The sequence below is a fragment of the Beijerinckia sp. L45 genome (assembly GCF_009765775.1).
Classification (GTDB): domain Bacteria; phylum Pseudomonadota; class Alphaproteobacteria; order Rhizobiales; family Beijerinckiaceae; genus RH-AL1.
Genome location: NZ_LMUU01000096.1, coordinates 41,448 through 56,238 on the forward strand (window position 1 = coordinate 41,448; position 14,791 = coordinate 56,238).

Annotated in this window: 11 protein-coding genes and 1 pseudogene; all 12 read right to left on the reverse strand. The window is 63.7% G+C overall.

Annotated features, from left to right (window positions below; all coding sequences use genetic code 11):
• Positions 1-52 precede the first annotated feature (52 nt).
• Complete coding sequence (locus tag GSQ79_RS09875; protein ID WP_158808545.1) at positions 53-1,183, reverse strand: hypothetical protein; 1,131 nt, start codon at positions 1,181-1,183, stop codon at positions 53-55.
• 37 nt (positions 1,184-1,220) lie between these two features.
• Positions 1,221-1,694 (reverse strand): hypothetical protein, encoded by a 474-nt coding sequence (locus GSQ79_RS09880; RefSeq protein WP_158808546.1) that lies wholly within the window; start codon positions 1,692-1,694, stop codon positions 1,221-1,223.
• Positions 1,695-2,300: 606 nt separating this feature from the next.
• The gene (locus GSQ79_RS09885) at positions 2,301-3,113 is read right to left on the reverse strand and encodes a hypothetical protein (RefSeq protein ID WP_158808547.1); all 813 of its coding nucleotides are present in this window, start codon (positions 3,111-3,113) and stop codon (positions 2,301-2,303) included.
• A gap of 826 nt (positions 3,114-3,939) precedes the next feature.
• Complete coding sequence (locus GSQ79_RS09890) at positions 3,940-4,410, reverse strand: hypothetical protein (protein ID WP_158808548.1); 471 nt, start codon at positions 4,408-4,410, stop codon at positions 3,940-3,942.
• A complete protein-coding gene (locus tag GSQ79_RS09895; protein WP_158808549.1) occupies positions 4,410-4,988 on the reverse strand; it encodes a Panacea domain-containing protein in 579 nt (192 codons plus the stop codon). The genes GSQ79_RS09890 and GSQ79_RS09895 overlap by 1 nt, the downstream gene beginning before the upstream one ends.
• Before the next feature lie 345 nt (positions 4,989-5,333).
• Complete coding sequence (locus GSQ79_RS09900) at positions 5,334-7,361, reverse strand: nuclease-related domain-containing protein (RefSeq protein ID WP_158808550.1); 2,028 nt, start codon at positions 7,359-7,361, stop codon at positions 5,334-5,336.
• Positions 7,362-7,624: 263 nt separating this feature from the next.
• Positions 7,625-9,796, reverse strand: a complete 2,172-nt coding sequence (locus GSQ79_RS09905) for a recombinase family protein (protein WP_246725234.1) — start codon at positions 9,794-9,796, stop codon at positions 7,625-7,627.
• Positions 9,797-9,835: 39 nt separating this feature from the next.
• Positions 9,836-10,387, reverse strand: a pseudogene (locus GSQ79_RS30295) (recombinase family protein); the annotation flags it as partial.
• On the reverse strand, positions 10,377-10,769 hold the full coding sequence (locus GSQ79_RS30300) for a hypothetical protein (protein ID WP_158808552.1): 393 nt from the start codon (positions 10,767-10,769) through the stop codon (positions 10,377-10,379). The gene GSQ79_RS30300 and the pseudogene GSQ79_RS30295, both read right to left, overlap by 11 nt.
• Positions 10,766-12,346 carry a recombinase family protein gene (locus tag GSQ79_RS09915; protein WP_158808553.1) on the reverse strand — a complete coding sequence of 527 codons (1,581 nt, stop codon included), beginning with the start codon at positions 12,344-12,346 and terminating at the stop codon, positions 10,766-10,768. Before GSQ79_RS09915 ends, GSQ79_RS30300 begins: the two co-directional genes overlap by 4 nt.
• Positions 12,347-12,505: 159 nt before the next feature.
• Positions 12,506-12,856 (reverse strand): hypothetical protein, encoded by a 351-nt coding sequence (locus tag GSQ79_RS09920; RefSeq protein ID WP_158808554.1) that lies wholly within the window; start codon positions 12,854-12,856, stop codon positions 12,506-12,508.
• A 423-nt stretch (positions 12,857-13,279) separates the two neighbouring features.
• Complete coding sequence (locus tag GSQ79_RS09925; protein WP_158808555.1) at positions 13,280-14,593, reverse strand: hypothetical protein; 1,314 nt, start codon at positions 14,591-14,593, stop codon at positions 13,280-13,282.
• Positions 14,594-14,791: the final 198 nt, after the last annotated feature.

Below are 14,791 nucleotides of genomic sequence, written 5' to 3' on the forward strand. Positions count from 1 at the left end.
CGGGTCCGCGGAAGGACGCCGGCGATGGGAATCCCCGCGCAACGTCGGGCCGTCAGTAGGCGTAGCTCAGCTTCACGAGGTATTGGTTCAACGGACTCAGCGTCTCGATGTCCGTGCCCCGGTCGTATTCGAGGCTGATCGTCGTCACCGATGCGGGATCGTAGCCGGGAAGCTTATACTGCAACTGCGCGGTGTAGTAGTCGTAGTGGGCCCGCTGCCCGACGTCCGAGAACAGGGATGCCGTCGCGACGAAGGCCAGCCTGTCGGCCAGCCAGGAGGGCCACTGGCCGCCAGTCGACGGGAAGAAGTTGAAGTTGGCCCGGACGATCGCGCCGAGGAACGGATGGAAGCCGGTCCTGTAGTTGGTCAGGCCGACCGTATCGACCTGCGCGAAGGTCGCCTGGGGCCTGACCTGCCACCAGAAGTCCAGGACGTCGAAGCTGTGGCGCACGACGCCGAGGTTGAGCGCGCCGACCTGGGGTTCGGCCGCGAACGTGCCGCCGTAGACGCGGGCGGTCCCGCGGAAGTCCGATTGGAAGAACGGGCTTGCCGACAGGTAGCCGATGTCGATGGGCCCGACGTTGGCGAATTCGGCTTCCGCGTCGGCTCCGAACTTGAGCGCGCTCCGCTCCGTCGCCTTCCGGGGTTCGCTCCAGTTGCCGTTGGCCGAGGTGAAAAGCGCGAAGGCGTACCCCGAAGTGTAGAGCGAGTGCGGATCGTCGGTCCGCGGGCACGCGTCGCCGGTCAGCACGTAGCTCGCGCGCCCGTTCACGGTCAGGCTCTTGGTCGCCGCCCGCTCGTCATCGGTGAACGCGACAGAGGCGCCTTGCGGCGACGGGCTGAGATCCACCAGGTAATGGTAGTCGGCCAGCGGATCGGAACGGAAGAAGAGGCGCTTCGCGCAAGGGTCCTGGGCGTCCTTCGCCGGCGGGCGGTACTTCGTCTGCTCGTTGAAGCGGTTGGCGTCGTCTTGATCCGTGGCGCCGTCGCCGGGCGTCTGGGCGGCCGAGACCATCGTCGTCTGCGGCGGCGGCCGGCGCTTCGCCGGCTTGCCGGAGAGGACGCCGTACAGCGCGCACAGTTTCTTGGTCGTCGCCGACTCCCCGCCGCTCGAACTGCACAGCGCATGCAGTTCCGCATCCGCCGCCGTCTTCGTGGGCGCGGTGGCGGCGAGCGCCCCCATCGGCGTCACAGCCGAGAGGAGGGCGACGTAGGGAAGGTTACGATACATGCCATTCATGGTCGCGATACCATTGGTAGATGGCTTCCAGGAAAGCCCCGACCGTGGTCGCTTTCGCAACGTCGGCCTTCTGAAGCCCTAGGTGGTCGGCGGCGAATTGAGGATAGCGGTTGCACTCCAGGCAGAGCGTCAACGGAACGTCGGCGGCGCCTGGTCGCACCTGCGAGAGCTTCGTCGACCATCCTATGATCTTACGGTCGGCGACGGCGATGAACCACGTGTTGATGTCCTTCTTGTCCCGGACCTTCGCCGCGACGGAGAACGACGCCGCGCGCGCCCTCAGGTCGTCGGCGGACTTCGACATCTGGACCGACTTCGACAACAGATCGGACGCATGGTCGCGCATGAGCGCAGATTGGGCATCGAGATCCTGCGCCCGCGTCAGCAGTGCGGCGGCCTCGAAATGGTGCGGAGCATTACTGTTCTTCGGCATTGCTCGAGGAGTATTCGCCATCGTCCATCCCCCCAGATGTCTGGCTTATACAGTGCAACCGAAGCTACATGGTCAAGAGGGTTGCCGCAGTTCGTTACCGATTGATACTAAAGAACAATGCTAAGCGCGGAACTTCGATGGAAACAATAACGAACCCGTGGCGGCAGTACAAAGGGCGCCACGGAAGCCGCGATGACCATCTTGTTGCAGGCGATTTATTGCGCAGGCGATATGGTACGCTACCCTGCATGTCATCGATCATCCACGTCCGGCGGCGCAGCGTCCGCCCAAATGCCGGCGAGAGCGGACCGCGTAGCGCACCTCGCGAACCAGGGTAGGAGGTCGGTCTCGAACCCGTAGTTCGCCACACGGCCGCGGAGAGGTCCTCGTTGCGACAGGATGGAGACGCACTGCCGCGTGCAGGCGGCCATGCGGACGTTCGCGTCCCCGCCGACCTTCTGCGCGATGGCGCCGATCTGCGGGTACATCCGTAGGCGTATTCGTCGAGCCATGTGGGCATCGGTCCCAATTCTTTCGTTGCGTCCCTTGCGCCGCCGTTCGATCGAAGTGGCGCAGGTGTTGCAGAGGGTTCGCATCGCAACCTCCGTCTTTGCGATCCGGGCCGGCCTAGCCTCGAGGGGCGTCCGCCCGCGCATGGCCGTCGAGGATCCGATCGTACGCATCGAGCATCTTGACGACGCAGCCCGCGGCCACGGGGAGCCTGCGCTCGACGAAATCGAGCGAGAGCACGATGTCCGCCGGCCGCGGACCGACCAGCAGGGCGACGATGATGTCGTTCCTCTCGTCCTCGGGGCTTCCCTCGTCGGTCTCTACGACCCAAAGGCGCAGGCCGCCCGGGCCATCGGGGATGTCGTCGACGGACGCTTCGTCTTGCCCGACCGGACGGGCCGCGTCGTTGCGATCGCGGTCCACGCATCGGCGTTCGACGGCGGCGGCCTCCTCGAGGAACTCGGTGACGTCGCCAAGCGAAGCCGGGAGCCGTCTAGCCCAGCCGTCAAGATCGAGGCCCCGTCCGGCGACCCCTTCGAGGACGAGGGCCCGCCGCCGGCCGCGCTTCGGCGTGGCGGGCGCCGTCCCCAGGGGAGGGCGCGATGTGGCATCGAAGAAGTCCGTGAGGATGTCGACCGCCAGGCGGCGCCCGTGCGGCGTCGCAAGTGGCAGGGCGACATCCGCTTGGCGGTTCCTGCGCATCGAAGCACCGTCGATTTCGATGATCCACGCCTCGAGCGACGATGTGCCCTCCCTCGTTTCGGGGCCGCGCGCTTCGGCGATCTCACGCATGCAGGCGCTGACGAAGCGGTCGACGTACCTGCGGGGACCCGGCAGCGAAGCGCCCAGCAGGCGCGCGTGCTCCGCGCGGCGGCCGAACGAGGCCAGGAGGGCCATGTCGGGTGCAGGCTTGGCTTTGATGTCGTTCATGTGGATTCCTCTCGGGGCTTGTTTGGATGCGGTTGTCGCCGTTGATGCCTTTTTCGCGTGATTTCGTCCGGCGGCACGATGCGGACGATCCGACGGGGCTGCAGTGCCCGGAGACTTCCGCTGTTCGAAGAAGGCAGCGGCCGTCGTGCGCCACCCATTCGATCCATGCAGGGCGGCGGAGGAGGCAAACCACCGCTATGGCCTATCTCGTGTCCGCGACCCCAACCTCTGATCCCTCGTTTCGCGTCGCGTGTGTCTCCCCCGCCGACACGTCTTCGGAGCGTCGCCGCCTTCGCCCCCATTCCTCATCGGATGTGGCGCCGCAAGCGGATTCGTGCGCCGCGCGGCGTCAACGCCGTCCCGTTCGACGCGGTAGGCGCAAGACAGGCAGGTTTCGATGCTGCGCCGTCGTTTGGATACGAACATCCGGCCGGTACGCGGTGCACGGTCTTTGGCGACGATGAGCAGTCGGGCCGACAAGGTCGCGGCAAAGACGCGTTGATCGAGCGTTCGGCGGTGTCTGCGGTCCCGGTGCAAAACCTGGCGAGTGTTGCTTTGGCGGCGCCGAACTGCAGACCCTGTTCGTACCGACTATGCCGTCGTCAAGGGGGACGATCCCCGATCCGGCTCACAAGTCTGCGTGGCTTCGGATGCGCCGGGCCAGCCCGGCGCACGCATGGACCGGAGTCTATGATACCTTTGTCTGAGGCCGCACGCAGTCTTGGGAATAAGGCCGATGTACGCTTGCGAGAAGCCACGTAGTAACTCCAGGCTCCGGTATCAGCGTCGCAAGAACGGTAGTCCGGTCGAGGATCGAGCGGGACGGCTAGTCTTCCTTAGAAGGTATGACCGGTAAGATCCTGCCTGTGCGTCGCATGACAGCGGGGCGGAAGATAAGACAAGCCCATTTCGGTAGATCTGGACTCGTGAGTAGACCGTCCTTTACTTTTTTGAGGAAAGGCAGGCTTGGGCACTTCACCTTCAGCTTCGGATCGTTCCGAACTAGATCATAGACCTCTTCCCGTTGGCGACTGGTCGCGGAAGCGTACTCGATGTAGCTGCGGTGTTTTACGATCTTCCATGGCACTTCGCCGACCTCGATGACGGACGTCTTGTCGCATTCATCGAACCAACTGCAGATAGGCACCGATACGAGGCGGTTTTCTACGATACCGACGATCACGTGGGCGTGCCTGTCCTGCAGGGAAGGTCCCGTGTCCGGGTAGTTCACGACGTCGCCAACGAGGATCGTGATCTCTTTCGCGGCGACGGTCGTGGTTGTCTTCCTCCTGTCCATCAACGCCTGCCGCGAACCATGCGACGCGTACGCGCTACGCGCTTTGCGTAGGCGACAGGATCTTCCTTCTTTAATGTCGCCGCCAACTCGACGTCGTCGATCTTCTTCCGCCCCGTCTCTACCTCAACGTATTCGGGAAGATCGTGGGTGTGCTTACGGATCTCGCTGGTCGACATGTGGCCGACTTCGGCATGTACGGCTTCGATCAAGTCGATGTCCGTATCGCTCAGCTCGTCGAAATCGTCCTCCGACAGCCTTTCGGAAACTTGTACGTTCCTACGGTTCGCCACCGTGATGAATTTGCTCCAGGTCCCTTCGTCCGCCTCCCCGTTCATTCCGTTTAGGCTGTTGGTGCCGCCAGGGCCGTGGGGCAAGGAGAAGTTCTCGTCGAAGAACATAGGCCTTCCGTGCAGCTCGACCGACTTTCTTTCGACGAGGTAGAGCAGCTTCACCAGCTTTAACTTATCCAGGCGCCCGCCGGCCCGAATGAGGAAGACGGCCGCCACCTGCGCCGCCTTCGATGCTTGGTATCCTGCGATGACGGCCATTTCAGTAGGGTCCACGTTCTCCGGCACCATGGAATCAAATCCTTAAGATCTTAACGGACGCGACATTCGTCGCTGAAATTTCGAGGAGCATTCGGCCCGCTTCGAGCCCCCGCGCAATCGGCTGGATCAGACGCTAAGTCCCGCTTCCAGGTCCGACAGACATTGGGGTGGTTAAAATTATTCTGCAATAACAGTGACTTATGAAAATTGGGTTGGCTTAATTGAGCATTGAGTCCCCTCAAGTACGGTGCGGTATACTTGAGGGCCTAAATGCCAAAACGATCCATAACAGAAGGTTTGTAGTCAAACTCTTTGAGCAATCTCGATCTTGTCGACAAAGCCTAGATTGGTGGCTTCCGTCGTGATGAGAGTCGTCTACTTGAGAAGTTTGGCGGCCATCTCCATCGTCTCGTCGTGACGCCAAGCGTGGGCGAGTTTCCTCCCAAATCGGATGGAGCCATCGGCTGGGGATAGGGCAAGACCGTACCAGGTGTCGACGCGCTGGCGGTACTTGCGTAGCATCATATGCGTTTCCAACCGATCTTCGGCCTCGATCCGGGGCGCGGAATTGGCATGAACGGTAATGCCGGTATTCGAGAAGCCGAACCCGAAGTCGGATGATCCGTGCCGTCTCGCGTTCTCAAGGACCTCGTCCACGCCATCCCGCAACCTCTTCAGCGAATTGCCGCTGAGTTGGTAGATCAGCAGCACCAAATCTATCATGGCGCCGTGCGGACAGGCCTCGATCGACTCGATCATCGCGTCGAGCCTTGAGCCTTCCAATGCCGTGAGGATGCCGGCGGGCGTCCGACGTCCAGGCAGTCCAAGCCTGCGCGCCCCCATCGCGATTTCCACGTCGGCCGCGAAGTCGTCCTCCAGCATCACGAAGTCATATTCGTCGTCGAGCCACAGGTTGTTCTTGAGATGGTAGGACAGGAGCGTGATCTCGTGGTGGATGTGCACCTTGGAGCCGTGGATCGCGCGCAATTCCATGTAGCTGAGGAAGCGCGCGGGCCGGTGCAGCATCTCCGCCATGACATCCAGCATGAACACGTCGATGATGAGCGGCGGGAGCACCCCGTCCTCCTTGCGTTGGACGAGGAACTGCCCGGTCTGGAACGCGAGGGCGGGATAGTGGTCGGCGACTAAGCAGATCGGAAAGACCTGCGCGGGCTTTTCCGATAGATCGAGCTTCCGCCCGTCCGCCGTGACGAAGCGCAAGCGCGGGTTGCCGAGCGCCGCCGCGCAGTCCATCGCCTGGTCGTAGGCGTCCTGCACCGCACCCTTGAAGTCACTCTTGAGTTGGCGGTCGTCTCCCCTACGGGCTTCGAGGGTCAGCCGCTTGGATTTGGCTTGCAGCACCACGGCCCGGTCGCCGAACAGTGCCAGCACGTCGATCTCGCCGAGGCGTTCGCCCTTACCTCTCTCGATCTTGACGCCGCGGTGCACCCTTGCAGGGCCGAACACCGCCTCAAGGCGCTCCAGCGCGAAGGTCTCGGTAAAGTCGCCGCGATGCTTGAGGGCCCTTTGCGCATAGGCCTTGTCGGCGCACAGCCAATAGAACGGCGACTCGTAGATCGCTTCGGCCAGCGCATTGAAGTGGAACAACAGAAAGCGTCCGTCTCCCGCGGAGACGATCGGGGATGCGTTCACCGCGTTGAAGTCGTGCAGCCTGGTGAATCCTGGGTTCCTGTGGCCGGGCGGCAGGGCGAACGCGAGGACGCAATTCCCGATGGTCGCCGGCGGCAGGTCGACGTAGGGGGCAAGCTCCGCGACGGTGAAGGAGAAGGCTTCGAGAAGACGCACGTCGCCCATCTCGGTTAAGCCACCCGAGGCGACTGCCCTCAATCGCTCCGTCGCGAGCGACGCGGTCGCCCTGGCCACCGCGATCATATCGTTGATAGACGCACCCTTGTTCGCAAGGATCCACGCATGGTCCGCCGCGTACTTCCTGGTGGCGAACTCGCAGGTCTGGAACGAAAAAGCGCCCTCGCCGCCGTAGAAGATCGGCTCGCGCATCGCATCGCCTACCAGCCACGCGCCGGATTCTCGACCTTCCGCACCAGCCGTTCCAACCGTTTCGACCCACGGTCTGCTCAGAGCGTCGTGCAGTTCGCTGAGCAGCGCCTCGACACGCCGGGTAACGGATGCAAGGTCGATCGGCGGCGGCGCGGCGTAGTCAGGATCGGCCCTTACCATCAGGCCTATCAACGTGGACATCTCCGTGCGGATCACGCGCGACCGCGAGTAGAGGTGTCCCATGTCCTCCGCGGTCATGTCCTCCTTGAACCATACGAAGTTGTCCCGCACGGACAGAAAGGCGACGACGTGCGCAAACCCCGGCTTGGCCGCTAGCGCGGCAAGCTCCTCGAACACCTCTTGCTCCGGTCGCACCGGCTTCATTTCCGTCGTCGGCCTCTGGAGGCAGCCCCATATGCAAGGATGCGGGCCGCTCGAGCATGATGCTGGTTGCGTATTGCTTTCCGCAATCGCAGCGCGAAGCGCTACATACCGACCGCCATCTGGTTACGCAACGCGTCGCCGCCGTGCGCTCGAAGGCATGAGGATCGCGGCTTTTCCTACAGCGGAAGCGGTGACGTCCAACGCCTTCATCTTAGCGCCGCGGATGAACGGAAACACTGCAGCAGTGGTCCCGCTCACGACGTTCAGCTTGCCTTCCTGAAGTCCGGCACGGCGATCTTGGCGTTGGCCAATGCGCGTTGTTGCGCGGCCTTCCTGACCCCCAGGCCCTCCTTCTTCAGAGCGGCCCATATCGCGTTCCCGGAGACGTTCTTCGAGAAGACCTTCGACACGTGCAGCTTAAGCGTCGAAAGCCCGATGGGTGCCCCGGGATCGTAGGGATTGATACCAGCTTCGAGGAGCGGTTTCAGCTGACGAGCTTCTTCGGGGGTGAGCCGGGCGGGGGCCCCTCCACGCCAGTGTGAGGCCTCCAACCCGCTCGGCCCCACCGCACTGAAGATCGAAGACCACTTGGCGACCGTGACGGGGGCGATCCTGTTCCTGGCGGCGACCTGCCAATGAACGATGTTAGGCTCGCGCGTCTGGGCAACCACCTCGAGACGAAACTTGAGCAGTGGCTGCTTCGCCGCCACGCTGAGGCTCCGGATCTCGGCCGACGTCATACCGGCATAGGGTTTGACCGCGAGTGCGGTCGATCTGCGGTAATTGGTGCCATTCCAGCGCGTGGTATCGGCGCGTGCGATCTCGTCCGGGAAGTCTGCCTTGAGTATTTCGAGGCAGCGGTCCCAGCCGTGGCACCATACCAATCGCTTGAAGGCCTTCCTGAACAGATCGGGCTCCCCGAAACGGGACGGGATCTCCGGTAGCCGCTTGCCCGTCTTCATAAGGAACATCAAGCCGTTGAAGAGCAGCCGCGGTCCCCCCACGTCGTCGAACCTGCCCTTGCCGGCTTCGGCGCTGATGGCCTCCCACGCCTCATCGCTCAGGTCGTGCTCGCCATTGTCGGCGATCGCCGCAAGGTCCGCGCTGCGTTTTGCCGCCGCCTTGGCGCTCGCCGCCGCATTCGTCTCCAGGATGTTGTAGGAGACCCTGTGGACCGACTGGAGCGGGAATAGCGGCCACTCCGAGCCGGCTACGCCGACGAGTTTGGCGACGTCCGTGTCGATCTCGATCCAAACGGTGCCATCCTCGAGTGGGGCCTCGACCTTGACGGAACGCACGAGGCTCCGGATCGACCCCACGAGGATGCGGCCCTCCGCGGTCTCCGGGCGGAAGGGGGTGCTGTCGATCATCATCTGCAACGCCCCCGCCAGGGTATCGAGCTTCGCAAGTCCGACAAGGCTCTTCGCCGAAGCCTTGAGGTCGCTCAGATCCTTGAGCGCCTTGTTCTTGGCGGCGGTCGCCCGCTGGCGCTGGTAAGCCGCCTCCGCAATGTCGAACCCCGCCATGGTTTTATGGTCGAACGAATAGTCGAGCGCGTTCTGGTGGTGTTCGATGTCTGCTTCGAGGCGCTGCCTCTTCCGGTTCAACTCGTTTGCCGCCATCGCGGCGCCGGAGGCGTATTCGGCGCGATACTGGGTGATTTGATCGGGGCCTAGGACGCGCTCCGCCAGATGGCGGAACACCTGCTTCTCGAGTACAGAGGTCTCATGGACGCCAACGCCGCAGCAACGGTCTGGAAGGGTCGACGCGGTCAGGCAGCGCACGCATGGCGTCAACCACGAGTTCGAAGTCGCCTCCAGCTTGCTGCCGCATCCGCAACGGTAGAGGCCGGTCAGGGCGTATTGCCCGTGATGGGCCACTCTGACGCCCAGGGCGTCACCGATGCCCTTGCGGATCGCGAACACCATTTGCCATAGGTATGGCGGGACGATTTCGAGTTTCGCGTTGTAGTTCTCGACCCACTGGTCCCGCGGTCGACGGCGGTAGCCTACGATCAGGTTGGTCGCCGGGTCGCGGATGGCCTCCTTCTTGGCGTAGGTGATGCAGCCCATGTAGATGGCGTTGTCGAAGAGGCAATTGACCATCCATGGCGACCACTGGCACCGGCAACTCGCTTCGTTCAGCTTCTCGCGATCGATCTTTTGGAACTCGCTGGGTTCTGGAACCCGATTCTCGCTCAGATGGCGTGCGATGACGATTGGCTGCACCCCCGCGGCACGCTGTCTGAAGGCGTAGAGCACCCATTCGGCTCGTTCGGGAGCGATGACATGGACGCCTTTTAGCGTTCTGTGCCGCAAGTAACCCATGGAAACCTTGCTCGGAACGCGGCCGTCGGCGACCATGTTGCGGACGCCTGCGGCGAGTTGCGCCTTCATGCGTTTCAATTCGCGGCCGCCGAAGACGGCCTCGAACATGACCTCCATGTCGGAGATCTTACCCTTGTCGACGGTATGGAATTCGGCCTTGGCCCTTTCGATGACTTTCCAGACGTAAAGGAGATCGGACGAGTCGCGGGATGCGCGGGACGCGGTGAAGGTCAGGAAGATGTCCGCCGTCTCGTCTGTCAGGAGGCCGAGCGCTTCTTCAAGGCCCGGTCGTCCGAACCGCGTGGTCCCGGTGCATCCTTCATCGACTTTAACGGCGACGATGGTGCCGTCTATCCTGAGGGCGTAGCGCTTGATCTCCGCGAGTTGCGTCGGCAGGCTGGTCTCCTGATCGTCCGTCGAGTTCCGCAGGTAGGCCACGATGTTGCGGCGGCCGGCGTGGCGAGCCGATGGCTGGCCGGCGTGCTTGTCGAGATATCCCTCGGGCAGCAGGGCCGCGGTATTCCGGAGATCTTCGCGCAGATTTGCCGGGCCTTCCACGTCGAGAAGCCCCGGAGGCGAGGGGTAAGGTGGCGACGGGCGCAGTGCACGCCCGATCGCGTCATCCTGCGCCGCAACCTCGGCGATGGCCGATTGAGCTTCCATCAAGTATTCGAGGTCGTTCGTCATCCTATCTGTCATTTCCGAAGCTCCTCACGATCGCTGCTTCGATTCCGCTCGGTTTTGGCACCGACCTGGCGCTCAGGTGACGAGCGAAGACGTCAGCCGGACGCTTCGCGGCGAACTGTCGGAAGATGAAGCGGAACAATTCCGCCCGCTCCTTGTGGATGATGCCGGTTTTCCCGGCCGCAAGGATCCGCAGGCGGTATGCAGACCGATCTCTCTGGATTGGATCCGGCGCGACCGTGACGTACGTCGCCGCCGGAAGTGAAGACGTCGTGGTCAAGAGTCCGCGACTGGTTGCAGTCTTTTCGCTCGCGCACTTGCCAATCGCTGGTAAGCACAAAGGTACCTGATGCGATGTGTTGCAGATCGGGACTTCCCCACGTTCGATCACGCTCATGCCTGGTCTCCCTTCGCGCGGCTCGGCCTCTTGCGGGACGCGCTGGTCGTGAGCCTCAGGATGAGGAGGCCAACATCAATGACGCGGCCGTCCTTGACGGTGTGGAATTCGGCGCCGCTCTTCTTGATCGACATGCGGATTTCGAGGAGATCGATTACGCTGCGCGAAACCCTGTTCTCATCGAACGCCACCAAGGCGTTGGTGGTCCGGTCCGCTAGACGCTGGAGCGCCTGTGCGAGACCGGGACGACCGTACCGCGAGGCGCCGCTGCAACCCTCGTCGATATAGATGTTCTTGATGGTACCCCCGACGCGCGCCGCGTAGGCCTTGATCTCCATGAGCTGATAGGCAAGTTGTTCCTGGTTAAACGTCGCGCTCCGCAGATACGCCACGATGTCGCAGCGAACCTCCGTCCCGGCCGGCACCTCCCTGCTTCCCTCCTCGTCGTGCGACTGGTCCTCCGTCGGATGTCGGATGTATTTCGTCGCGACAGATGCGACCTCTGCGACGTTCGCTTTATGCAGCCTGGCCCAGGGGGACGCCGAACCGGCGTTTGCAGTCACGGCGCTGCCTGGACCCTCATGCCTTTTGCACGCCTTCGGCGCATCATTGCAGTTCAAGCCGGTAGCCTCGGCACCGACGCACAAGACGTTTCGAGAGGTAAGCAGGTAGGCGGCGCGGGGCCGCTTTCCGCCGGTCACGCCCGGCCCTCCCGTCACTTCCCGGCTCGCCTTCGTACGACGGAGATGCTTGACGTGTAGCCAAAGATCGCGCGGTACGATCGCGAGCGTTTCGTTGTAGCCGGCGATCACCGTGTTTTCCGGGCGGTGCCGCGAGCCCGTGCGCTCGCGCTTCCGCGTCACCGTGTCGCGAATGGTTTTGGTCGCGCCGTAGACGATGATGCCGATGTAGAGCGGATTGTCGTACAATGCCGCCACCATCGCTTCCGACCAGGAGTGGCGGCACTGCCCGCGCTCCATCGTACCGGCAGCGATGCGCGCGCTTTCACCCGGCGTGGGAATGCCGCGCGCGCTGAAGTCGCGCGCGATCTCGGCCGTGCGCGTTCCTTGAGCGCGGCGACGGAACGCCTCGCGGACGATCATCGCGTTGAGGGGATCCGGCACGTGCCGGCCCGGCTGGAAACCACGCGCATAGCCGAAGCATGGCGGCCGCGGGACGCTTCCCATGAGTACCGCCTGGCGGCGACCCATCTCCATGCGTTGCATGATGTGCGAGTCTGCGCTCGCCATGCGGTAGGACCGCCGAAACTCGGCATCCTTCGCGTCGTCGTTTCCGCTCGCGTCCATAGGGTCGAGGCCGTGAGGCGGAGCCGGCAAGACGAAGCTGCCGAGGACGGCTGACACGTCGCACCCGGTCAACGCGACCTGCGGATCCGGAGACAGCCAGGAGTAGACCGCGCGGCCTTCTTTAGAAGATCCGCCGTCGGCCGCCGTCGCTGTGTCGATCCCGATCGCGGGCTCTACGATACGTGAAGGTTCGTCCGGCAAGCGTTGGTTGCCGCCGGCCGACGTCGGTTCAGTCGCGCCGATGCGGCGCGTTCTAATGTTTATGGTCATTGTCTGTGGTCCCTCGGCCAGTCCCACCGCCGGTATGGCGGGCCGACCTACGGACGCGCGTTCGCGTCCGCCTGGCGGGTCGAAGGGACTTTAGGGTGCCTGAGGGGCTGATGCAGACTACGCTCGCCATCCAGGCCCCGTCTAGTCCCGATTTCGTGTTCAGTTAATCCGTCCCTTTCGCGCCCTCTGGGATGGCGTCGAAGCCTTTTCCGGCGACGGGCGATTCTCGATTGTCGACGTGGACGCCGCGGCGCGGCGCAGATCCTCTTGGACCGCCCAAGCGGCTAGTGCCGCTACAAACTTCTCGACGGGATCGTTCCTGTCCATTGCTGGCCTCCTGTTCGATGCGGTGCCGTTGAAGGCCGTCAAGAGCGTCGCCGCATGCGACCGAGATGAAGAGATTGGACCGATATTAATAATATCAATAAGCGCCATCGATTTTTCATCGACCGAAGCGCGCTTCAGACGGCGCCTCCTGTCTCCGCGCGTTTGACCGTAGTTTTCCAGCAACCTATCTCGATGTTGCGCAACGAAAGGTGTGAGGCGCGTCGGCATCGCCGATCGCATCGATGCCGAAGGCCTTCCCGAAGAACCATTGGAAGATACTCGACGCCGCTGACACCGTCGGCTTCGGCTCGCTGGCCTCAATGAGCGGCCCGATCCGGCGATTCCAAAGAATGCTGGCCGGTGCGGAGAGCGGGGCCTCGACGCCCCGCTCGTCCCGCCGCTCCATCGAACGGTACGAGAAGCCATCCCGAAGGGAGCCAATGATTGGCGTCCGCCACCCGACAATCGTCCGGAGGTCGGTAGCGGAAGGTAGCGCGCTCGGCAGGTTCGGCGTGCCCGCTGGATGCTCCTGTCCGCAAAGTCTGAGATCAGCGGCCCGCCGACCCTGTTGGACGTAGCGGCGCTCGAAGCCGGTATCTCCGGGCGCTAGGCCGCCGTGCTTCCCGGATGGCCGGATCCTTGCCGCAGAATCCGCGACAACGCCTCCCGCTCGTCGTCCCCCAGGGCGAGGGCGCGGAGGTCCGCCTTTGTGATCGCGCTCCTTGCCAGCTTCACCGTCACGCTCTCCCTGCGCGCCATCTCCATGCTGTCCGAGAGCGAGCGGAAGACCTCCTCGACGTCTGACTTCGCCTCGTACGCGTACGGAAGCTCGAAATCCTGGTAGTCGAGGAAGATGCGCTCGAGGCGAGCCTCGTCGTCCCGCAGCGTCGCGGTCCGTTCCCGCCAGCGTCCGAGACGGTCCTCGTCGGCCTCGACGAATCCGCGTGCGACCAGCGCCCCCTCGCGGACGGCCTCGTCGGCGACGATGCGATCGAGGGACTCCGACGTCGTCTGTCGGCGGAACGAGGCGCGGAACGCTTGGAAGGCCGCGTTCCCCGAGACGGACGCCGACACGACGCTCCAGACGCAGTGCGGGCACCAGCGCCCCAGCAGCGTGTCGACGGTGTAGTCGCGCGAGAAGCTTCTCGGAAGGACCTTGCGGGCCTTGAACGCCAGCGGTTGGCGCGATAGCGAACCAACGCCCAGTTCGAAGCCCTGGTCCTTGATCAGGTCGGCGACGGTGACGGCGTCGCGCCGCCCGCGCTCCGTCATCGGGTAGCGCAGCGCGAGTTGGGCGGCGAGGGGCGTGGCCCACCGGTGCAGGAACGTGCCCGAGGCGAGGAGCCCGTACTTGAACCCGTAGTCCTCCGCCTTCCTGACCGGTCGTCCGATGTCGACGCTGTACCTGTTTTCGAGGTCCTCCCAGATCGTCAGAAAGCTTTTCAGATCCCTGCGCCTGTCGGTCGTCAGCGAGAGCTCGAAGTTCGGCGTCCTCTGCCCGAGGCCGCGGGCGGTCGCGTTTCCCGAGGTGACCCAGATCCGGCCGTCGTGCACGGCGCCGCCCTTGTGCTGGACGACCGCGAAGGCCTTCGCATGCATGAGCGCGCCTGCCTTGACCGCGTTCCAGGTGAAGGACGCGCCCAGTTCATGGCAGCGCCCCTCGATCGAGGACAGGCCCGCGATCGCTTGGTCGGGCGTCCGCTGCCGATAGATCTCGGAATAGTCGAAGATGAGGCGCACGTCGGTGAGCCTCACCTCCTGGGCGATTGCGGCGACAAGGCCACGGACCGCGTCGAAGTCGATGAAGCATGTCAGGATGCGCAGTTCGTGCCTGTGCTGCCGGCGCTTCTCGAACGAGCCCATGCCGAGCTTCATCTGGGCCTGCAGCCCGTCGTGGTCGTCGTGGAGGCTGAGCGTCAAGCGGACTCCGGGTCAGTCGCCGACGTGCGGCACTGCGCGAACGTCTGGCCGACGCGATCGCCGGTTACCACCCTACGTCTGCGCGGAAGACCGGTCCATTCGTTGGATGGCGGGCCGCATGTGAAGCTGCCCTCCGGTGTTGCCGCCGCTCGACGGCGCCTGTAGCTGTCTGCGGCGATCGGATTCCCCGGAGACCCG